The organism is uncultured Adlercreutzia sp. (assembly GCF_958431955.1).
In the GTDB taxonomy this organism is placed as follows: Bacteria; Actinomycetota; Coriobacteriia; order Coriobacteriales; family Eggerthellaceae; genus Adlercreutzia.
In genome coordinates, this window is the sequence record NZ_CAUASN010000002.1 from 53,166 (window position 1) to 72,877 (window position 19,712).

Annotated in this window: 26 protein-coding genes and 1 pseudogene; 23 read left to right on the forward strand and 4 right to left on the reverse strand. The window is 64.9% G+C overall.

Going from position 1 to position 19,712, the window contains the following annotated elements:
- Positions 1-5 precede the first annotated feature (5 nt).
- The 4 genes from Q5064_RS01085 to dapF all read left to right on the forward strand — a co-directional run bounded on the left by Q5064_RS01085 (position 6) and on the right by dapF (position 5,553).
- A complete protein-coding gene (locus tag Q5064_RS01085) occupies positions 6-1,520 on the forward strand; it encodes a glutamate synthase-related protein (protein WP_302961546.1) in 1,515 nt (504 codons plus the stop codon).
- Positions 1,521-1,534: 14 nt separating this feature from the next.
- On the forward strand, positions 1,535-2,326 hold the full coding sequence (locus Q5064_RS01090) for a glutamate synthase (protein ID WP_302961548.1): 792 nt from the start codon (positions 1,535-1,537) through the stop codon (positions 2,324-2,326).
- Positions 2,327-2,432: 106 nt separating this feature from the next.
- Entirely contained in the window at positions 2,433-4,526 is a 2,094-nt protein-coding gene (locus Q5064_RS01095; RefSeq protein WP_302961549.1) for a glutamine synthetase III, read from the forward strand.
- A 37-nt stretch (positions 4,527-4,563) separates the two neighbouring features.
- Complete coding sequence (gene dapF, locus Q5064_RS01100) at positions 4,564-5,553, forward strand: diaminopimelate epimerase (protein ID WP_302961551.1); 990 nt, start codon at positions 4,564-4,566, stop codon at positions 5,551-5,553.
- A gap of 15 nt (positions 5,554-5,568) precedes the next feature.
- Here the strand turns inward: dapF and Q5064_RS01105 are convergent, their stop codons facing one another.
- The 3 genes from Q5064_RS01105 to Q5064_RS01115 all read right to left on the reverse strand — a co-directional run bounded on the left by Q5064_RS01105 (position 5,569) and on the right by Q5064_RS01115 (position 8,862).
- Entirely contained in the window at positions 5,569-6,786 is a 1,218-nt protein-coding gene (locus Q5064_RS01105) for an LL-diaminopimelate aminotransferase (protein ID WP_302961553.1), read from the reverse strand.
- A gap of 211 nt (positions 6,787-6,997) precedes the next feature.
- Positions 6,998-8,464, reverse strand: a complete 1,467-nt coding sequence (locus Q5064_RS01110; RefSeq protein WP_302961555.1) for a recombinase family protein — start codon at positions 8,462-8,464, stop codon at positions 6,998-7,000.
- An 8-nt stretch (positions 8,465-8,472) separates the two neighbouring features.
- A complete protein-coding gene (locus Q5064_RS01115) occupies positions 8,473-8,862 on the reverse strand; it encodes a helix-turn-helix transcriptional regulator (protein ID WP_117284155.1) in 390 nt (129 codons plus the stop codon).
- 189 nt (positions 8,863-9,051) lie between these two features.
- Between Q5064_RS01115 and Q5064_RS01120 the strand changes: the two genes are divergently transcribed.
- The 19 genes and pseudogenes from Q5064_RS01120 to Q5064_RS01210 form a co-directional block, all read left to right on the forward strand.
- Entirely contained in the window at positions 9,052-9,510 is a 459-nt protein-coding gene (locus tag Q5064_RS01120) for a hypothetical protein (RefSeq protein ID WP_302961559.1), read from the forward strand.
- Positions 9,511-9,522: 12 nt separating this feature from the next.
- On the forward strand, positions 9,523-9,771 hold the full coding sequence (locus tag Q5064_RS01125) for a hypothetical protein (protein WP_302961561.1): 249 nt from the start codon (positions 9,523-9,525) through the stop codon (positions 9,769-9,771).
- Positions 9,772-9,929: 158 nt separating this feature from the next.
- Positions 9,930-10,151 carry a helix-turn-helix transcriptional regulator gene (locus Q5064_RS01130; protein WP_117284152.1) on the forward strand — a complete coding sequence of 74 codons (222 nt, stop codon included), beginning with the start codon at positions 9,930-9,932 and terminating at the stop codon, positions 10,149-10,151.
- 19 nt (positions 10,152-10,170) lie between these two features.
- Positions 10,171-10,368 (forward strand): hypothetical protein, encoded by a 198-nt coding sequence (locus tag Q5064_RS01135; protein ID WP_302961564.1) that lies wholly within the window; start codon positions 10,171-10,173, stop codon positions 10,366-10,368.
- Between the two features lie 12 nt (positions 10,369-10,380).
- Complete coding sequence (locus Q5064_RS01140) at positions 10,381-10,593, forward strand: hypothetical protein (RefSeq protein ID WP_242166528.1); 213 nt, start codon at positions 10,381-10,383, stop codon at positions 10,591-10,593.
- Positions 10,594-10,595: 2 nt separating this feature from the next.
- Positions 10,596-10,904 (forward strand): hypothetical protein, encoded by a 309-nt coding sequence (locus Q5064_RS01145; RefSeq protein ID WP_302961569.1) that lies wholly within the window; start codon positions 10,596-10,598, stop codon positions 10,902-10,904.
- Positions 10,905-11,218: 314 nt separating this feature from the next.
- On the forward strand, positions 11,219-11,656 hold the full coding sequence (locus tag Q5064_RS01150; protein ID WP_302961571.1) for a hypothetical protein: 438 nt from the start codon (positions 11,219-11,221) through the stop codon (positions 11,654-11,656).
- Positions 11,653-12,156: a RusA family crossover junction endodeoxyribonuclease gene (locus Q5064_RS01155; RefSeq protein WP_181965276.1), complete on the forward strand. Its 504-nt coding sequence runs from the start codon at positions 11,653-11,655 to the stop codon at positions 12,154-12,156. Before Q5064_RS01150 ends, Q5064_RS01155 begins: the two co-directional genes overlap by 4 nt.
- Positions 12,149-12,694, forward strand: coding sequence for a hypothetical protein (locus Q5064_RS01160; protein ID WP_302961573.1), 546 nt, complete (start codon positions 12,149-12,151; stop codon positions 12,692-12,694). Before Q5064_RS01155 ends, Q5064_RS01160 begins: the two co-directional genes overlap by 8 nt.
- A gap of 34 nt (positions 12,695-12,728) precedes the next feature.
- Positions 12,729-13,052 carry a hypothetical protein gene (locus tag Q5064_RS01165; RefSeq protein WP_302961575.1) on the forward strand — a complete coding sequence of 108 codons (324 nt, stop codon included), beginning with the start codon at positions 12,729-12,731 and terminating at the stop codon, positions 13,050-13,052.
- Complete coding sequence (locus Q5064_RS01170) at positions 13,052-14,287, forward strand: ParB N-terminal domain-containing protein (protein ID WP_302961577.1); 1,236 nt, start codon at positions 13,052-13,054, stop codon at positions 14,285-14,287. Before Q5064_RS01165 ends, Q5064_RS01170 begins: the two co-directional genes overlap by 1 nt.
- Positions 14,284-15,201 (forward strand): DUF1351 domain-containing protein, encoded by a 918-nt coding sequence (locus tag Q5064_RS01175; RefSeq protein ID WP_302961579.1) that lies wholly within the window; start codon positions 14,284-14,286, stop codon positions 15,199-15,201. The genes Q5064_RS01170 and Q5064_RS01175 overlap by 4 nt, the downstream gene beginning before the upstream one ends.
- Positions 15,194-16,201: a phage recombination protein Bet gene (gene bet, locus Q5064_RS01180; RefSeq protein WP_302961581.1), complete on the forward strand. Its 1,008-nt coding sequence runs from the start codon at positions 15,194-15,196 to the stop codon at positions 16,199-16,201. Before Q5064_RS01175 ends, bet begins: the two co-directional genes overlap by 8 nt.
- An 11-nt stretch (positions 16,202-16,212) precedes the next feature.
- Positions 16,213-16,914, forward strand: a complete 702-nt coding sequence (locus Q5064_RS01185) for a conserved phage C-terminal domain-containing protein (RefSeq protein ID WP_242166521.1) — start codon at positions 16,213-16,215, stop codon at positions 16,912-16,914.
- A complete protein-coding gene (locus Q5064_RS01190) occupies positions 16,892-17,665 on the forward strand; it encodes an ATP-binding protein (RefSeq protein WP_302961584.1) in 774 nt (257 codons plus the stop codon). The genes Q5064_RS01185 and Q5064_RS01190 overlap by 23 nt, the downstream gene beginning before the upstream one ends.
- Positions 17,652-18,401 (forward strand): site-specific DNA-methyltransferase, encoded by a 750-nt coding sequence (locus Q5064_RS01195; protein ID WP_242166519.1) that lies wholly within the window; start codon positions 17,652-17,654, stop codon positions 18,399-18,401. Before Q5064_RS01190 ends, Q5064_RS01195 begins: the two co-directional genes overlap by 14 nt.
- Positions 18,394-18,771 (forward strand): hypothetical protein, encoded by a 378-nt coding sequence (locus tag Q5064_RS01200; RefSeq protein WP_302961586.1) that lies wholly within the window; start codon positions 18,394-18,396, stop codon positions 18,769-18,771. Before Q5064_RS01195 ends, Q5064_RS01200 begins: the two co-directional genes overlap by 8 nt.
- The gene (locus Q5064_RS01205; protein WP_302961588.1) at positions 18,768-19,049 is read left to right on the forward strand and encodes a hypothetical protein; all 282 of its coding nucleotides are present in this window, start codon (positions 18,768-18,770) and stop codon (positions 19,047-19,049) included. Before Q5064_RS01200 ends, Q5064_RS01205 begins: the two co-directional genes overlap by 4 nt.
- A pseudogene (locus Q5064_RS01210) lies at positions 19,046-19,471 on the forward strand (DNA cytosine methyltransferase); the annotation flags it as partial. The gene Q5064_RS01205 and the pseudogene Q5064_RS01210, both read left to right, overlap by 4 nt.
- Here Q5064_RS01210 and Q5064_RS01215 read toward each other — a convergent pair.
- Entirely contained in the window at positions 19,394-19,675 is a 282-nt protein-coding gene (locus tag Q5064_RS01215; protein ID WP_302961691.1) for a hypothetical protein, read from the reverse strand. The pseudogene Q5064_RS01210 and the gene Q5064_RS01215 sit on opposite strands and share 78 nt — an antisense overlap.
- Between the last annotated feature and the right edge of the window lie 37 nt (positions 19,676-19,712).

Sequence of the window (19,712 nt, forward strand, 5' to 3'; positions counted from 1 at the left end):
GCACCATGGACGTTACGACTAACTGCGTGCTCCCCCGCTATCAGGTGGTGCGCGACGAGGCGGCCTGCACCGGCTGCGCCCAGTGCGTTCGCTCCTGCGCCAACGGCGTGCACCGCCTGCGGAAAGACCCCGACCGCATCGTCATCAACTCCCGCGCCTGCGTGAACTGCCAGCGCTGCGTGGTGTTCTGCCCCGAGCTGGCCCTGACCATCCGGCCGTGGCCCCAGGTGGGCACCGGCTCGGCCACCTGGACGTCCGAGGCCATGGACGACATCGCCAAGCAGGCCCAAACCGGCGGGGTGCTGCTGTCGTCCATGGGCACGCCGGCGCCCTACCCCATCTACTGGGACCATCTGCTGCTGAACGCGAGCCAGGTGACCAATCCCTCCATCGATCCTCTGCGCGAGCCCATGGAGACCCGGGTGTTTCTGGGCAGCCGGCCTGAGATCCTCAAGGTGAACGAGCGGGCCGGCCAGGTGGTGGAGCCCCTGCCGCCGCAGCTGAAGCTGGATGTGCCGCTCATGTTCTCGGCCATGTCCTTCGGCTCCATCTCGCTGAACGCCCAGAAGGCCCTGGCCCTGGCCGCCACCGAGCTGGGCACGTTCTTCAACGTGGGCGAGGGCGGCATGCACCGCGACCTGGAGCCCTTCGCCGACCACGCCTTCGCCCAGGTGGCGTCGGGGCGCTTCGGTGTGGACCCGCACTACCTGAACACGGCGGCGGCCATCGAGATCAAGATCGGCCAGGGCGCCAAGCCCGGCATCGGCGGCCACCTGCCCGGCGAGAAGATCAGCGACGAGGTGTCGCGCACCCGCATGATTCCCGAGGGCAGCGACGCCATTTCCCCCGCGCCGCACCACGACATCTACTCCATCGAGGATTTGCGCCAGCTCATCTTCTCCATCAAGGAGGCCACCGGCTACCGCAAGCCCGTGGCGGTGAAGATCGCCGCCGTGCACAACGCCGCCGCCATCGCGAGCGGCATGGCCCGCACCGGTGCCGACATCATCGTGGTGGACGGCTTCCGCGGCGGCACGGGCGCGGCCCCCAAGCGCATCCGCGACGCGGTGGGCATCCCCGTTGAGCTGGCCTTAGCCGCCATCGACCAGCGTCTGCGCGACGAGGGCATCCGCTCCACGGTGAGCCTGGTGGCGAGCGGCTCCATCCGCAACTCCGCCGACGTGGTGCGCGCCATCGCGCTGGGAGCCGATGCGTGCTCCATCGGGTCGGCGGCCCTCATCGCCATGGGCTGCCACCAGTGCCGCGATTGCTCGAGCGGCCGATGCAACTGGGGCATCGCCACCCAGCGTGCGGCACTCACCGAGCGGCTGCGCCCCGAGGCGGCGGCCGAGCGCGTGGTGAACCTCGTGCGGGCGTGGACCGCCGAGATTCAGGAGATGATGGGCGGCATGGGCATCAACGCCGTGGACAGCCTGCGGGGCAACCGCCTCATGCTGCGCGGCGTGGGCTTAAACGAGAAGGAACTGGACATCCTCGGCGTGAAATACGCCGGCGAGTAGGACGGGAGGAAGCCATGACCGATGCGACCGTTACCGTAAGCGCCGAGGAGGCCGCCGCCGAGGTATCTGCGACTGCCGCCAAGGCGCCCGCAGCTGAGGTGGCCTTGGGCCTCGCCCACTTCAAGGAGGCCAACGAGCAGGTGCGCGGCGCCCTCGCCCGCGCCGATGTGGTCACCATCCGCGACGCGAACGCCCAGCGCTACCTGGGCTGCGCCCTTCCTGCGGGCAAGTCGCTCGAGATCTTCGGCACGCCCGGCAACGATCTGGGATGTTACCTGGACGGCGGCCGCATCACCGTATGCGGCAACGGCCAGGACCAGGTGGGCAACACCATGAACGACGGCGCCATCACCGTCCACGGGCGCGTGGGCGACGCCGCCGGCTACGCCATGCGCGGGGGCACCATCCTCGTGCGCGACGACTGCGGCTGGCGGGCGGGCATCCACATGAAGGAGTACGAGGCCAAGCGCCCCGCCATCGTCATCGGCGGCGATGCCGGCGCCTTCCTCGGCGAGTACATGGCCGGCGGCGTCATCGTGCTGGCCGGCGCGCCGGGCGACTACCTGGGCACCGGCATGCACGGCGGCGTCATCTACCTGCGGCGTCCCCTTGACCCCGACCGCATCATGGACGGCCTTATCCAGGAACCTGTCGGAGAGGAGGATGTTCCCACCCTGACGGCGCTGATTGCCGCCTACGACGAGGCCTTCGCCGGGGAAAGCCCGCCCCTCGGCGGCGATCTGAGCAGCTGGCACCGCCTGCGCCCGGCCAGCGCCCGCCCCTACGGCGGCCTGTACGCCCACTAGGCCGATCCGCCGCCGCACCTGTCGTTCCACCCGTCGCTTTACCTGTCGTTGCACCTGTATTCAAACTGCATTCGCCCTGAGCACCGCCCCAGAAAAGGAGATTCCCATGACGAACGTTCCCGAGATCTACGGCTCCCTCGTGTTCAACGAGTCCACCATGCGCGAGCGCCTGCCCAAGACCACCTACAAGCAGCTCATGCGCACCATCAAGGAGGGCGCGCCGCTCGAGCCCGAGGTGGCCAACGTGGTGGCCCACGCCATGAAGGAGTGGGCCATCGAGAAGGGCGCCACCCACTACACCCACTGGTTCCAGCCGCTTTCCGGCATCACCTCCGAGAAACACGACGCCTTCGTGGACCCCACCTCCGACGGCCACGCCATCATGACCTTCTCGGGCAAGGAGCTCATCCAGGGCGAGCCCGACGCCTCCAGCTTCCCCTCCGGCGGCCTGCGCGCCACCTTCGAGGCCCGCGGCTACACCGCCTGGGACCCCACCTCGTTCGCCTTCATTAAAGACGACGTGCTCTGCATTCCCACCGCCTTCTGCAGCTACACCGGCGAGGCCCTGGACAAGAAGACGCCGCTTCTGCGCTCGATGAAGGCCATCGAGACCCAGGCCCGCCGCGTGCTGGAGCTCTTCGGCGAGGAGGATGCGGGCCGCGTGGTGACCAACGTCGGCGCCGAGCAGGAGTACTTCCTCATCTCCGAGAAGGACTACGAGCGCCGCATGGACCTCATGCTCACCGGGCGCACGCTGTTCGGCTATTCCCCCTGCAAGGGCCAGGAGCTGGAGGAGCACTACTTCGGCGCCATCCGCCCCACGGTGAGCGCCTACATGAAGGAGCTCGACGACGAGCTGTGGATGCTCGGCGTGCCCGCCAAGACCAAGCACAACGAGGTGGCCCCGGCCCAGCACGAGCTGGCGCCCATCTATTCCGAAGCCAACCGCGGCATCGACGAGAACCTGCTCACCATGGAGAAGATGCGCCTTTTGGCCAGCCGCTACGGCCTCGTGTGCCTGCAGCACGAGAAACCCTTCGAGGGCGTGAACGGTTCGGGCAAGCACAACAACTGGTCCATCTCGGCCGGCAGCAAGAACCTGCTCGATCCGGGTGAGCATCCCATGGACAACCTGCGCTTTTTGGTGTTTCTCGCCGGCGTGGTGCAGGCCGTCGACGACTACCAGGAGCTTCTGCGCATGACCGTGGCCAGCGCCGGCAACGACCATCGCCTGGGAGCCAACGAGGCGCCCCCGGCCATCATCTCGATGTTCCTCGGCGACGAGCTGGGAGCGGTCGTGAACGCGCTCATCGCCGACGGCGACTACAGCGAGACCGACCGCGTGTCCATGGACCTCGGCGTAAGCGTGCTGCCCAACTTCCAGAAGGACAACACCGACCGCAACCGCACGAGCCCCTTCGCCTTCACCGGCAACAAGTTCGAGTTCCGCATGCCCGGCTCGTCGGTGAACCTGTCGGATGCGAACATGGTGCTGAACACGGCCATGGCGAAATCGCTGAAGGACTTCGCCGACGCGTTGGAGGGCAAGACCGGCGACGAGTTCGTGCAGGCGGCGTGGGACTACGTGAAGCAGACCTTGCGCGACCACGAGCGCATCATCTTCAACGGCAACGGATACTCCGCCGAATGGGAAGAGGAGGCCGCCCGCCGCGGCCTGGCCAACCACAAGACCACGGCCGACGCGCTTCCCTGCTTCGTGGCGCCGAAGTCCATCGAGCTGTTCGAGGAGTTCGGCGTGCTCTCCGAAAGCGAGGTGCGCAGCCGCTACGAGGTGAAGCTGGAGAAGTACAACAAGCTCATCAACATCGAGGCCCGCGTGATGCGACGCATGATGCGGCGGCTGTACCTGCCGGCCATCAGCGCCTATGCCGCCAAGGTGGCCGACCACATCACCTCGGTGAAGACGGCCATGCCCGCTGCCAACACATCTGCCCAGGAAGCCCAGCTCGCGCGTATTATGGACGGCCTGAACGATGCCCAGGAGAAGTTCGACGTCCTGACCGCCAAGCACAAGGAGATCGTGAAGATCGACGATGCCCAGGCCGCGGCGAACGCCAACGCCCACGAGCTGCTGCCGCTCATGGAGAGCTTGCGCGAGACCGTGGACAACCTGGAGATTCTCGTGCCCGACACCGACTGGCCCGTGCCGTCGTACAATGAGATCCTCTTCTATGCCTAGGCGCGCGCGACGAGATATTCAGGGAAAGGTGATGGCCATGGAGATAACGGGAGCAGGCGTTGCGGGTCGCTACCCCTTCGCGAAGCTGCACGGGCTCGGCAACGACTTCGTGTTCTTCGACGACCGCGACGAGACGATGGACGTGTCGGTTGACCAGGTGAAGCACTTGTGCGACCGGCGGTTCGGCATCGGGGCCGACGGGGTCATCCTCGTGCGGCCGGCGCGCCTTGAGGGCTGCGACGGGCTCATGTACTACATCAACGCCGACGGCACCTTAGCCCAGATGTGCGGCAACGGCGTGCGCTGCTTCGCGAAGTACGTGGTGGACCGCGGCATCGTGGACGCCGCGCGTGGAAGCCTGACCGTGGAGACCTTGGCCGGGCCGCGTGCCATCCGCTTCACGGTGGACGAGGACGGCAAGCTTACCATGGCCCAGGTGGACATGGGCGCCCCGATTCTGGAGGCGACCGAGGTTCCCCTGAACACCGCTGCGGCCGATGAGGCCTGCGCGGTGGTGGCAGAAGAGCGGGCGGTGCGCCCGTGCGATGGGCAGGCGCGCTCTTCCGCCACGGCGCTCACGCTGGCCTACCCCACCGGACCCGAGTTCACCTTCGTGGGCGTGTCCATGGGCAACCCCCATGCCGTGTGCTTCATCGACGACTGGGAGGCGCTGCCCGCCCACCTGTTCAAGGGAGGCGCGCCCTCCCTCGACACCTTCGACGTGGATGCCGTGGGCGCCTACTTCGAGAGCCACCCCGCCTTCCCCGAGAAGACCAACGTCGAATTCGCCTGCGTCGGCGACGACGGCATCGCCATGCGCGTCTTCGAGCGCGGCTGCGGCGAGACCATGGCCTGCGGTACCGGCGCTTGCGCAACGCTGGTGGCCGCAGCCCTCACCGGGCGCTCCGATCGCGAGAACGACGTGCACCTGCGCGGCGGCACCCTGCACATCCTGTGGGACGAGACCGACCACGTCATCATGACCGGCCCGGCCACCGAGGCCTTCACCGGCGAAGTGGAGCTGTAGCCCGAAGCGCCGCCGCTAGCCGAGGGCGCGGATGCGCTCCATGGCGCGCTCGGCATCGGCGCGCTCGCCAAAAGCGGTCAGGCGCACGTAGCCCTCGCCAGCCGGCCCGAAGCCGGCACCGGGCGTGGTGATGATGCCCGCCTCGTTCAGCAGCAAATCGAAGAACTCCCATGATCCCATGCCGTCGGGCGTCTTGCACCAGATGTAGGGGCTGTTCACCGCACCGTACACGGTGTAGCCGGCCGCTTCCAGACCCTCCTTGATGAGACGGGCGTTGTCCTGGTAGTAGGCGATGGTCTCGTCCACCTGGCGTGCGCCCTCCGGCGTGTAGACAGCCTCGGCGCCGCGCTGGATGACGTAGGAGGCGCCGTTGAACTTGGTGCACTGGCGGCGGTTCCACATATCGCGCAGGCTCTGCCCGTCGCGCACGAGGGCTCGGGGCACCACGGTGTAGCCGCAGCGCGCGCCCGTGAAGCCGGCCGTCTTCGAGAAGGAACGGAACTCGATGGCACAGGTTGTGGCGCCGGGCACCTCGTAGATGGAGTGGGGCACGTCCGCGTCCACGATGAAGCGCTCGTAGGCCGCGTCGAACATGATGACCGCTCCGCACGCGTTGGCGTAGTCCACCCAGGCCTGGAGCTGATCGCGCGTGAGCACGGTGCCCGTGGGGTTGTTCGGGCTGCACAGGTAGATGATGTCCACCGGCACCTCGGGCAGCGCCGGGCAAAAGCCGTTCTCGGCCGTGGTGGGCATGTAGACGATGTTCTCCCAGCGCTGGGAGGCCTCGTCGTAGTCGCCAGCGCGGCCGGCCATGGCGTTGGAGTCCACGTAGACGGGATACACCGGATCGCACACGGCAACAACGTTGTCGGTGGCGAAGATGTCGCCGATGTTGCCGCAATCCGACTTCGCGCCGTCGGAGATGAATATCTCGTCGGCGTTGATATCGACTCCGCGGGCTGCGAAGTCCTCCCGAGCGATGGCCTCGCGCAGGAAGGCGTAGCCCTGCTCAGGGCCGTAGCCGTGGAATGTCTCGGCCGCCGCCAGGTCGTCCACGGCGCGGTGCATGGCCTCGGTGACCGCCGGCACCAGCGGACGGGTCACATCGCCAATGCCCATGCGGATGAGGTCGACATCGGGATGCTCGGCGGCAAAGGCGTCGGTGCGCCGGGCGATTTCCGAGAACAGATAGCTCCCGGGCAGTTTCTGGTAGTTCTCGTTGATGCGGGCCATACCCTTCCCTTCTCGAGGTTTTCGCCCATTGTAGGCGCCCTCTGTTGCCTACGGGTTTCAACGTTGGAAGGAGACAAGGGCCGAGGCTAGCGCGCGGGCGGGGCCAGCTCGTGCGGGCGGCCGCGAATCGGAGGTCATGGCGGCACGATCTCCGATTCGCGCCTCGGGCTTTACATGCAAGAAGCCGGGTCAGGCGACCCGGCTTCTGAAGTTATTGGTGGAGCATGTTCACATTTGGGAGAACACCGCCCCCTCCATCGTCACCTGGCGAAGGTGCCCCGCCATTATCATCGAAGTAGTGGAATATATGCAAATCATCGTCGCCGGTGAGCACCACCTTCGACACGAACACGTCGATGAGCGCCTTGGGGTCATCTATCTCGGCCATGCTCTCCAATAGGAACAGCACACGATCGCGGTCCAGCTTCACCGCCTCGATGGCCTTGGCCGTCGCCAGTTCCTCCTGCAGCAGTTCCTCGCGCGCCTTGAGCTCGTCCACGCGCTCCTTGCCGCCCGGCGGCGCGATGCCCTGCTCGATGGCCTTCCATATGCGGTCGTATGCCAGCGTTATCTCCTTGAGTTCGCCCTCGATGATGGCGCTCTGCGGCGTATCGTCGCGCTCGTTCTCGAACTCGCACATGAGGTCGGCGATCTTCTCGCGGTTGGCCTCCACCGACAGGGCGGCGCGCACGGCCTCGGCCACGTTCTCCTCGATGGCCTCCTTGCGCACCTTGCGCCCGCAGCCCTTCTTGTCCTGATAGTAGTAGTACACCTTGCCCGACTTGCCGGTGCCGCTGGTGCCCGTCATGGGCGTGTCGCACTTGCCGCACCACAGCTTGCCCGTGAGAAGGAAGTCGGCGTTGCCGGCCTTCCTGCGCGGCCGCGTCTCGTCCCCCAGCATCTTCCAGATCATACGCTGCTCCTCCATGGACCACAGGGCGGGCATGCCGCCCTCCTTCTCGTGCCCCGCGTAGCTGAACACCCCGGCGTTCTGCTTCCGCTTGAGCATCTTGGTCAGGGCGTTGTGGGTGATGGGCTTTCCGCGCTTGGTGGTATGGCCTTCCAACGCTCTCACAATCTCCGCCACGGTCTTGCCGTTGAAAAGCATGCCCTTCGCGCGCCTCAGCACCCCCGCCTCGGCCTCGTTTATCTCATAATAGCCCTCCACAATATCCCAGCCGTACAGCTGCTGGCCGTTGGCCATGCACCTCTCGGCGTTCTTCTGGATGCCGTCCACTATGCGCTCGGCCAGCTGGGCGCTCTCCCACTCGGCCAGAACCTCCTTCAAGCCAAGCTGCAGGATGGCATCCGAGCCGGTGCCTATGCTCTCGCCTGAATACAGCACCTCGACACCGTGCTTCCTGAGCGTGATGCGCAGCAGCGCCATCTCGTCGCGGTTGCGCATGATTCGGGCGACCTTATATATGACCACGTAATCGAACAGCCCCGCCTTGGCATCGGCGACCATGCGCTGGAAGTCCGCCCGGTTGGTGTTGCGCCCGGACCTCGCCTCGTCCGAGTAGATGGCCACCACGTCGAGGTCTTCGATGGCGCAGTACGCCAGGTTGTTGTCGTGCTGTATCTCGATGCTCTCGCTTCTCTGGTTGTGGGAGGAGAAGCGCGCGTAGGATGCGGCGCGGCGCCCAGGCCTTGGCTTTTTGCAGAGGCTGTACTCCATGGGGTTCCCTACGCTACCGATACCTGGGATTCAGTATCAGGCGCATCCCCTTCGCCCGCATTTTTTTCCTCAGTCCGGCGCACGCCCTCGGAAGCGCGGATTCCCCGAACCGCTCCGGCTGCCGCATCCTTGCCCGCATCGGAGAGGTGGGCGTAGTCATCGTTCAGGACGGCCTGCCGCCGATCGGAATAGCTGCCGGCGTACTGGGGGCGCCCTGCCAACTCGTCAAGCGAGCAGCCGAGCGCATCGGCCACCATGCACGCCTGCGCGAAGTTCATATTGCGCTCACCCGTTTCCCAGGTCTTGTAGGTCAGTGGCTTAACGCCGATAACTGCGGCAAAAGCATCGCGGCTTTTGTATCCCGCAGCCTTGCGCAACTGCATCAGTTTAAGTTCCATTTTTGCGCCTTTCGGGATATTTCAGACAACCCGAATAGTACACGCTCCGCCTCCTTTTTTCAACTTTTAGACACTCTAGGGTTGACATAGATACTCTGAGTGTCTATTCTTCTTCTCAGTCGATGCGTTATGTATCTGTTTTCAGAGGAGCAGATACACAGCGTGTACATAAAGAAGGAAGGAACAACCATGGAAATCAACCGCAAGAAGTTCGATGCTGGCCGCTCCAATTGGGTGCACGGCGAGCACGAGGGCTACACCTACGAGGCCAAGGTCTTCAAGGCCCCCAGCCAGTTCGGAATCCCCACCCCGCGCTTCCAAGACGGCGGCAACGTCTCCAAGCTGTGCGTCCGCGATCAGTTCGGCCAGGAAGTCTACGCATTCGACCGTGGGCAGGACCTCGCTACGGACGAGGGGCTGGAAGCCGCCCTCCAGATCGTCGCGGCTCTTGAGGCCGTGTTCGTGGGAACCATGGACGAGGCCGCCGCCCAGTGGGTCCGCGACGTGGCCACCGAGTTCGGATTCAATCGCGGCAACGTGGCGCCTGAGGACTGCGCGGCCGACCCTTGGGACTACTGCCGCTTCACCGTCTGCCGCGTCACCTACGAGGTGCACGACTACCGCCTCAGCATCGTGGGCCAGGAATAGAGGGGGGCAGCCATGAAGAACGAGCAGCTGTACCGCGAGGCCATCAAGTTCGCCGCAGATGCCGAGGAGCGTTTCCTCAGCGCCGTCGAGGCCAACAAGTCCTTCAAGGATGACCGCACGCTGTGCGAGAAGCACCAGCAGATGGAGGTCATACCCGCCGCGCAGTGCGCATGCGCCCAGCAGGAACTCATCGCCCACCTGTTCGGCGTCTCCGATGAGCGCATCCACGAAGACCTCGCGCGCGTCATCCTCAGCCGCTAGGCAGCGGGTCTTGAGCAGACCCCAAAAACTCATCCGTCAGGTTACCCGTCACGACGTTAACAAGGCGGGGCACCCCTCCCCATTGAGTTGGCAGATGCAATCCCCGCCACGGCATTGCATCCCCCAGGTCACTGCGAGCAACAGGAAGGAGGAACCATATGGCCGACCAGTTCACGTTCAACGGCCGCCGCGTGCGAGCCTGGTGCGTCGATTCGGGCATCACGTATGACGAACTTGCCGAGCGCATCGGCGTGCCCGTCGGCACCCTCAAGGCGTGGATTTACGGGCAGCGGGGCATCAGCTTCCCGCAGGCCTGCGCCATCGCCGAAGTGTTCGGCAAATCGTTGGACGATCTGCGCGAGCAGAAAGCAGCAAGCTAGCAATCAAGAAAGGAAAGACATGGAAGAGATCAAGTCCCTCACCTACCGCGTCAAGGAAGCGGTGGCCAACACGATCGAGAAGGCCGCGAGCAACCCCGAAGGCATGTATGCCGTGGCCGAACTCGGCACCGCCTACGCCGCCATCTTGGAGGCAGAGGCCAAGGAGAACGCCGCGAACCTCGGCACCAAGCTGATCGAGGAAATCAAGGGCCTGTAGAGGAGGACCAACATGAACGACAACGCCATCAAGGAAGTGGTCGGCCTCATCTGCGAGAGCCGCCAAGAGGGGGACATGGTGAGCCTCACCATCGGAAGCCTCACGGGCGAGAACCGCCTGAGCATCACGAACGCGCCCAGCTACGTGCTGGATGCCATCACCGACAACGGCTACTACCTCAAGGCCGAGTTCGGATCCGTCATCGTCATGGCCGAGGAGGGCTAACCATGGAGAACATCGTCAAAGTGCGCGCCTGCTTCACAGGCTGCAACATCAAGAGCGGCAAGACTGTCATGCAGTTCGAGTTGGACCCCGAGCACAAGGGCGCCCTGCCGCAGCTGGCCATCATGACCGGCACGTTCGTCACCCTTGAGCTCACCAGCGACCAGACCGTCATGTTCGTGGACACGGGCAGCGGCGAGGTGATCGACGGCCAGGAGGAGGCCTTCGCCGACGATGACGAGGATGAGGACGGCTCCTACCAGCTGCCGCCTGCCGCCTACGAGTACGAGGACATCCAAGATGAGGCGGCGTGATGACACCGGCGCAGCGGTCCATGTGCAGCGTGCTGATGCAGCACATGGGCAGGTTCTACGAGAACCCCGAAAACGAGCGCCGATTCAGGGAATGGAAGGAGCGAAGGAACAACCCCGCCACGGACTTGATGCCTGCCGCCCCTTCCGGATGCCGCCAACTCGCAGGAAAGCGGCTCACCGCAAATCTTACCGCATCGCGGACGTTTTCCTCGTGATCGTCACGGCGTTCTGCGTCGCCTCGGTTCTCTGGGGCTACGGATGCGCCTACCAGGTCGGCTACGGGGCCGCCGAGCACTTCTTCACGGAGGTGCGCCATGGCTGAGGTATGTAAGCAGCTGTACGACGGGGTGCTACGCACCCCCCTCATGCGCGTCGAGGAGGCCTGCTGCTGGATAGCCGATGACTACCCCCGCAAGTGGCTCAGGCTCGTGAACCTCTGCGAGCAGGCCAAGGCCGACGGGCTGCCCCGCATCCGGCGCGGCGACCTGTTCATCCTCGCCCAGCAACAGGGTATGGCCATCACCGAGTGCATGGAGTTCCGCTTCGACAACAACCTCTGGTCGGTGCTCAGCCGCTACCTGCTCATGTTCAGGCCGGAACTGGCCACGGTCATCTTCCCGAACTCTGCGGAAATCGACCGCCACGGCATCGACTTCGAGAACGTCTGGCACGACAACGTCGCCCGCAACACGTTCTTCCCGGTCAAGTGCTGGCAGGACGCGGTGGGCCTGTACCGAGGGGAGGCGGCATGAACCCCTACCTGGCGCAAGCCCGCAAGCCCATCCTCGCCTACCTCGGCCTTGAGGAGATCGAGACGGTGTGCACCCGCATCAAGTGCGACTGCGCCGACCTCCCTGAGGTGGTTGCGTGGATGCGCCCCCGCGTGGACACCAGAGGCGGCCGACCCCGCATCCACAACGCCCGGAAGCACCAGAAGGCAATGGACTGCATCGCCGACCGCTACAAGGCGGCTCGCGGCCTCATCCGCTCAGGCTTCGACGGCCCCGTGGTGATGACGGTGGTGAGCCACCGCCACGTGCCGGTCTCATGGCCGAAGCGCCGCAGGGGCGAGCAGGACACCATGAAGCCCGACGCCTCCAACATCGTGAAGCTGGTGGAGGATGCCCTCAACGGCATCGCCTACAAGGATGACAGCCAGATCGTGACGAGCATCCCGCTCAAGGCCCCGCGCGTCGGGGACTTCGACTGGCTTGAGATCGAGGTGACCTATTGCGAGGTGCCGGGTGCGTAAGGGCGGAAGGCGCAACGACTGGAAGGTCGCCGATGAGCGATACCTGATCGAGAACGCCGGCCGCATCCCCAGGCGGGAGATATGCCAGCACCTCAGAAGGTCGAGCGAATCGGTCAAGCAGAAGGCCAAGGCGCTGAGGATGCAAGGCATTCCCGTGAGCCTCAGGCACTACCGCCCAAAGCTTGAGCCGTGCCCCTCGTGCGGATGCCTCTCAGGCCACCTAGGCCGCGACGGCATCTGCGAGCCGTGCCGCAGGCGCGAGCAGCTGGCCAACATCCATGCAGGAATCGCGGAACTGCTGCCGCGCCTCCCCCTTGACGAGCGGGACACCTACGAGAAGACAGAGGCGGAGACCGAATCGCGCCGCGACCCGATGCCGAAGGCGCCCAACACTGAGGGGCTTTCCTACTACGAGAGGGCGAAGGCCGATGAGGCCTATGCCCTTGCCTGCGAGGAGTGCCTAGCAGGGAACCTTCGCCGCGAGATCAAGGCGGCGCAGAAGCGCAAAGAGCGCATCAGCAAAAAAGTAAATCAATGACACTTTTGGCATTTTGCCAGTTAGGAGCAACAAAATGAAACTTGAGAAGATGAAGCGCAACCGTGCGGGGCGCTACATCCCCCGCGAGTTCGCCGACGAGATCGTGGGGACGCTTGAGGACTACGACCTTGAGCCTGAGTTCATCGAGGGTGCCGCGTGCGTCCTCTCGTACCTCACCTGCCCCGAAGGCAGCGACATGCACGGAGCCGAGTTCCCCAAGTACCTGGACAACGGCCTCCTCGCCTTGGAGGCAGAGCCTCCCGCCGAGGTGATGAGCGCAGCCCGCGAAGTCATCGAACTCCTCAAGGCCAACGGCGTGGAGGTAGTGGATGCCTTCATCGTGCGGGGTGACCGCTAATGAGCGCCGTAATCGAAACCGTCAGCATCGAGGACGTGTACCCGCTGGTCGATGAGTTCGGCAACGATCTGGCGCGCCGCGACTACACGCTGAAAGAGAACCAGGCCTACGTCCAGGAACTCGCCCGCTCGATGCGCTCCAAGGGCATCCCCGACGAAATGGTCACCCTCGTGCGCGACGGCGGCATCTACCGCATCAAGGCCGGCAACAGCCGCATCATGGCCATGAAGGAGCTGGGCACCAAGACCTTCCCCGCCATTGTGGAAGACGAGAGCACCCTGCAGGCCGTCATCGAGACCGTGGTGCGCACGAACACCAAGAAGAAGTACGAGGCCGTGGAGGAGAGCCGCTTCGTCCGCCAGCTGGCCATGTTCGGCACCGATGAGTACGTGGCGGAGGTGTCGGGCCTCACCGTCGAGAAGGCCGCCAAGGTGCGCCGCGCGGCCAAGGTCGTGGAGGATGCCGCCGACGATATGAGCCTCATGCGCCTCATCGCGATCGGCGAGTTCGCCGATGACCCTGAGGCCGTGAAGGCGCTCACCAACTGCTCGGAGCGCGAGTACCAGACGGTGGCCAAGCGTTTCGAGGCTCGCCGCAAGAAGGAGAGCGCGGCCACGGACCTCGCGGCGGAACTGGCGGCGCGCGGCATCGCCGTCGTGGATGACGCGCAGGGCATGGCCATGGTGTGCAACCTCAACAAGATCGCCCAGCTTCCCGAAGACCTGCCCGATGGCTGCGTGGCCATGCGCCACAGCATTCCCGGATTCTTCATGATCTTGGCCCCTGCCCCTGAGGAGGAGCCGCCCGCGCCTGAGCAGGTGGAGGAAGACAGCGCCCGCGCGGAGGCCGAGGCCATGGCCGAACTCTACGCCGAGGGCACGGGCAACCGCCGCGCCTGGCTCGCCGAGCAGCTGGCCGCCCAGAGCCTCCTGCCGAACCTCTCCCGCCTCGTGGCCGAGAGCGATAACCGCCACGCCCCGCTGGTCAAGACGTTCCTCGAAGCGACCGGCACCAAGCGCCTCAACGTCGGGCACTCGGAGATCGTCCTGCTGTTCGAGAGCATGAACGACGCGCCGGGCTGCGGAATCCTCGACGGCACCGGCAAGCCGCGCCCAAAGGCGTGCGAGCGGTACATCGCCCTTATGGACGCGATGGAGGCCGACGGCTACGAGCCTGATGAGGACGAGCAGGCCATCTACCAGAAAGCAACCGATTGCATGGAGGCAACCAAATGACAGAAGAAGGAACCATCGAGGTGACGGCCGAGGTGATCGAGCCGACCGACGCGCTGGAGGTGACCTACACCCCCGCCGTGTTCTCCGACAACCTCGCCGCGCTGGATGCCTACGTGGACCAGCAGATCGAGCCGTACATCGGCGCGCAGCTTGACCCCAACGACTACGAGACCATCAAGATGGGGAGCACCTGCATGGCCGACCTCAACAAGCTGAAAGCGCCCATCGAGGCGGAGCGCAAGCGCGTCAAGAAGATATACGAGGCTCCGCTCAAGGAGTTCGAGGCGAGGGTCAAGGCCATCACCGCAAAGATCGACAGCGCACGCGCAAACATCAAGGAGCAGGTTGATGAGGCCGATGCCAACTTCAAGGCGCAGCGTCGGGAAACGCTGGCCGAGGAGTACGCGGGATGCGCCGGCCCCATCGCAGACGTTATCCCCTTCGCCGCCATCTTGGAGGACAAGTGGCTGAACCGCTCCACCAACGAGGTCAAGGCCGTCAATGAACTCTACGAGAAGGTCGAGAAGGCGCTCAAGGGCTACAACACGCTGCAGACCAAGGAACTCGCTCACAAGGACGAGGTGGTCAAGCACTACGCTGACACCCTGGACCTCATCGGCGCGCTTGAGTTGGAAGACCAGCTGAACGAGCGCGACCGCCAGATGGCCGAGTTCAAGGCGGCGCAGGAAGCCGCCGAGGCCGTCAAGGCCGAGCGCACGGCACCCGAACCCGCACCGGAGCCTGAACCCGTCCCAGATCAGCCCACAGCGGCCGCTCCGCCGGTCTGCCGCTGGTCTCTGGCCATGGAGTTCCAGGGCACCGAGGCGTTCGCGCAGCAAGTTGCCGCGACGTTGAAGGGAATGGGCATCACGGGCGCCTCCATCAAGTTCGCGGGGGTGGTCACCGATGAGTAGCGAGATCGTGGAGTACAAGGCCGACAACGGCCAGGACATCCGCGTTACCGAGCAGGACGTGCGCGACCTCATGGCAGCCAACGGCAACGCCATGGAGAACGTCACCTCCCAGGAGGTCAAGATGTTCCTGCGGCTCTGTCAGTCCCAGCGCCTCAACCCGTTCACCCGCGATGCCTACATCGTCAAGTACGGCAACCAGCCCGCGTCGGTCATCGCCGGCAAGGATGCGTTCGTCAAGCGCGCGACGCGCAACAAGAAGTACAGAGGCCACGAGGCCGGCATCACCTTCATACGCAGGGTCAAGGAAAACGGCGGCATAAGGAAGATCATCGAGCGCCGCGAGGGTTCCATGCTGCTGGAAGGCGAGGAACTGATAGGCGGCTGGGCGAAGGTATACCTGGACGGGTACGCCTGCCCCATCTTCGAGGAGGTTGCCCTCTCCGAGTACGCCGCGCCCGACCGCTACGGCAAGAACGGCTGGAGCAAGATGCCCGCGACCATGATTCGCAAGGTGGCGCTCTGCCATGCCCTGCGCGAGGCGTTCCCCGAAGACCTCGGCGGCCTCTACGGCGCTGAGGAAATGGACCAGGTGCGGCAGCAGGAACAGGCCGCCCCACAGCCTCAGGAAGAGGAGGCCGTGGAGTACATCGTTGAAGACGTGGTCGAGGAACAGGCCGCCCCCCAGCCTCAGGAAGACCCGCGCAAGGCGCTCTGGCAGCAGGTTGCAGATCAGAAGCGGCAGGCCATCGAACTCGGCACCAAAGAGGAGGGCATCACCAGCTGGATGGCTGCCAGCATCCTCAACCCCGACGGAAGCCCCAAAGCGATCAACATGTACACGGCCGAGGACATCGTGAAGCTCAGCGACTTCCTTGCCGTGAACATCCGCAACCACCAGGAACTCACGGCACAACAGGCCGAGCAGGACGGCTATGCGGCGGATGCCGAGTATGAGGAATGCGCCGAGCCTGACTACGCCCCCGAAGACATCCCGTTCTAAGGAGGCGCGGCATGGGAATGGTTATACACGATGACTTCTGGGCGGCATGCCAAGCAATGCCTGAGAAGCAGCGCGCCCCGTTCCTGTACGCCCTTGCGAACTACCGCTTCACCAAAGAGGAGCCGAAGGGCAGCCCTCCGTGGCTGCCCACCTTCATCGCCCTCAAGCAGCGCATCGACATGGGTGACGAGGCTAGTGAGCGCGGACGCAAGATGGCGCAGGCCAGATGGGGCAAGAAGCAAGCGCAGGCACCTGCCAAGCAGGATGCCGAAGCAAGTGCCAAGCAGGATGCTCAAGCATATGCACAAGCAGATGCGCAGGCATATGCACAGGCATCGAACAACTCGGATGCTGAGGATGAGGTTGAGATAGAGGTAGAGATACCCCCCTATATCCCCCCAATGCTGAGCAGCCTGCAAGATGCGCCGTTCTGGCTCCAATGCCTCGGCGCTCTCAACGAGTTCCTCGGGACCACGTACACCACGATGCCGGAGAAGTGCCGGCACATGCTGGAACGCTGCGCAGGCGGCTACACCGTCGAGCAGGTGCGCTCGATGATCGCCTACAAGCGCGACGAGTGGCAGGGCACGAAGTTCAGCAAGCGGCTCACGCCCAACACGCTGTTCAGCCCCGATCACTTCGAGCAGTACATGCACGAGGCCAAGGGCGAGGAGAAGGAGGCCGAGGCGTATGCCGCTTACGACCAGTTCTAGGCTCGGGGCCTTCGAGGCCGAGAAGCCCATCCGCTGCGAGCACTGCGGCGCGATGAGGCCTCCCCGCAAGGTGGTCCTCGAAGACGGAACGCCCGTCGAGTTCAACGGCATCCCCGCCTTCTGGGGGCACGAGGACTGCGGCTGCCCAGGGGCTGTGGCCGAGCGGGAGGCAATCGCCGAGGCCGAGCGGCACAAGGCCGCCAAGGAGCAGGCCGAGGCGAAAGAGCGCGCCATCGAGAGGGCGGGCATACCCCTCCGCTACCGCGATGCCGCGCACCCTTACGCCGCGAAGATGGCCGCCCTGGCCTCCGAGGGGCAGGGCTTCTACATCTTCGGCCCAAACGGAACGTGCAAGACCACGCTGGCCATGGCTGCGGCGCTGCAACTCATCGAGACGGGGCGCAGGGTCATGGCCGTGGCCACCTACGACCTCATGGACGCGATGCGGAGCCGCAAGGACGAGGACCGCGCCCTCTTCGAGCGGGCGGCCGGCTGCGACGTGCTCATCCTGGACGATCTGGGCAAGGAGGCCTCAAACACGGCCTACGCCTGCGAGCGCCTGTTCGCCATCATCGACAAGCGCGACAAGGCCATGCTGCCCACCATCGTCACGTCCAACTACCGCCTCAGCGAGATAGCCAAGAACATCACCGAGGGGGCGGTCGGCGTGGCCATAGCGTCCCGCCTCGCCTCCTCATGCAAGCAGGTCCCCCTTGAGGGGCCGGATAGGAGGCTCAATGGCCAAGATTGACATCATCGAGTGCCGCGACATGCTGCCGGCGCTCTCCGACATCCCCGACGGCATGGTGGGGATGCTGCTCACCGACCCGCCCTATTCGAGCGGCGGCATGTTCCGGGGCGACCGGTCGGGCGCAACGTCCGAGAAGTACCAGACCAACGATGCGGCCAAGAAGCCGGAGTTCTACGGGGACAGCCGTGACGAGCGCAGCTTCGTGCTGTGGTCGGTGCTCTGGATGGGCGAGTGCTACAGGGCGATGGCCGACGGTGCCAGCGCCATCGTCTTCTCGGATTGGAGGCAGCTGGCCAACGTCACCGACGCGATTCAGGCTGCGGGCTTCGTCTTTCGTGGCATCATCCCGTGGCGCAAGACCGCCGCGCGGCCTCAGCCCAACAGCTTCCGCAACGAGTGCGAGTACGCGGTCTGGGCGACCAAGGGGGCGATAGACCGCACGCCCGTGGCCGGTGCCAAGTACCTGCCCGGCGCGTACAAGTTCGCAGCCCCCTCAGGCGAAGGGCGCATCCACTCCACCCAGAAGCCGCTGAACCTCATCAAGGCGCTCATGGAGATCGCCGACGAGGGCGCGATAGTGCTGGATCCCTTCATGGGGTCGGGAACCACGGCGGTGGCGGCCATCGAGACGGGGCGGCACTTCATCGGGTACGAACTCAGCCCGGAATACTGCGCCCTGGCCAATGAGCGCGTCGCCCGCGCGAAATCTGCGGGGGGGGGTGGCTTAAATGGCTAAGGTCACTACTCTGCCGGCCATGTACCAGCCGATGATGGGCAAGCCGTCCGTGAGGATGGCGCGGTGCGCGGTGTGCGGCCGCACGTGGCCGCTTGAGCAGCACCATGTGGTGTTCCGAAGCGCCGGCAAGATGTTCGTGGAGGGGCGCGAGATCGAGAAGCCGACCATCACGCTCTGCGGCTTCGGCAACAACCTGCAAGACGCGGACGGCCGCGAATACTGCCACGGCCTCGCCCACCATCGACGGCTCTACTTCCGCTGGGTCGATGATGACGCGATAGCCTGCGCGGGCCATTGGGAGTACATCCGCCTGGACGAGGCGTGCGACTACCTCACCGCCCTCAGGATGGACGGATGGAGGCCGCTATGAGCTTCGGAATGAGAGACCGAGACTGGGTCGACCCGCCCGAACCGCCCACGTTCCGCGCCCACTGCGGAGACTGCAACCACTTCCACGAGTGCCCCTGCGGCGCCCATGGCTTCTGTGACGAGATCGGCGAGTTCGTTGAACCCGATAGCGTCGTGACCGTCGGGAATGACTGCGATGCCTTCGACGCTGCGGCCAGCTTCGATCCCGATTGGGAGGTCTGGGAGGCGGCCGACCAAGCCTATGACCTCATGCGAGACCTGCAAATGGAGGAGGAATGAACTACATCAGCCTTTTCAGCGGCATAGAGGCCGCCTCCGTGGCCTGGGCTTCCCTCGGTTGGAACCCCGTGGCCTTCTCGGAGATCGAGCCGTTCTGCTGCGACCTGCTAGCAAAGCGATTCCCGGACGTGCCCAACTTGGGAGACGTGGCCGGGGTTGACTGGACCGAATACGAAGGGAGCGTCGATGTTGTCATCGGAGGAAGCCCGTGCCAAGCGTTCAGCATGGCAGGGCGAAGACTTGGACTTATGGACGAGCGAGGTCAGCTCATGCTTGAGTTCGTCCGCTGTGTTAGAGAAGCTAAGCCCCGCTGGGTCATCTGGGAGAACGTCCCCGGAGTTCTGTCACAGGACGAAGGGCGAGCCTTTGGCACCCTCCTCGGGGAGTTGGAAGACTGCGGGTATGCTCTCGCGTGGCGAGTGCTGGACGCTCAGTTCTTCGGAGTACCCCAGAGAAGGCGCCGTGTGTTTCTTGTCGGACATCCTGTGCCCGGATGCGCCGCAGGAGTACTTTTTGAGCCCGACTGCATGCGAGGGGATAATCCGTCGAGCCGAGAGGCGCGGGCGCTCCTTGCCGCCGGTGCTCAAGACCGCCCTGCAGGAAGCTATACGCTCAAGCTGCGCCATACCGGATCGCCTTGCCCAGGGGGGGGTTCTGGGCCTC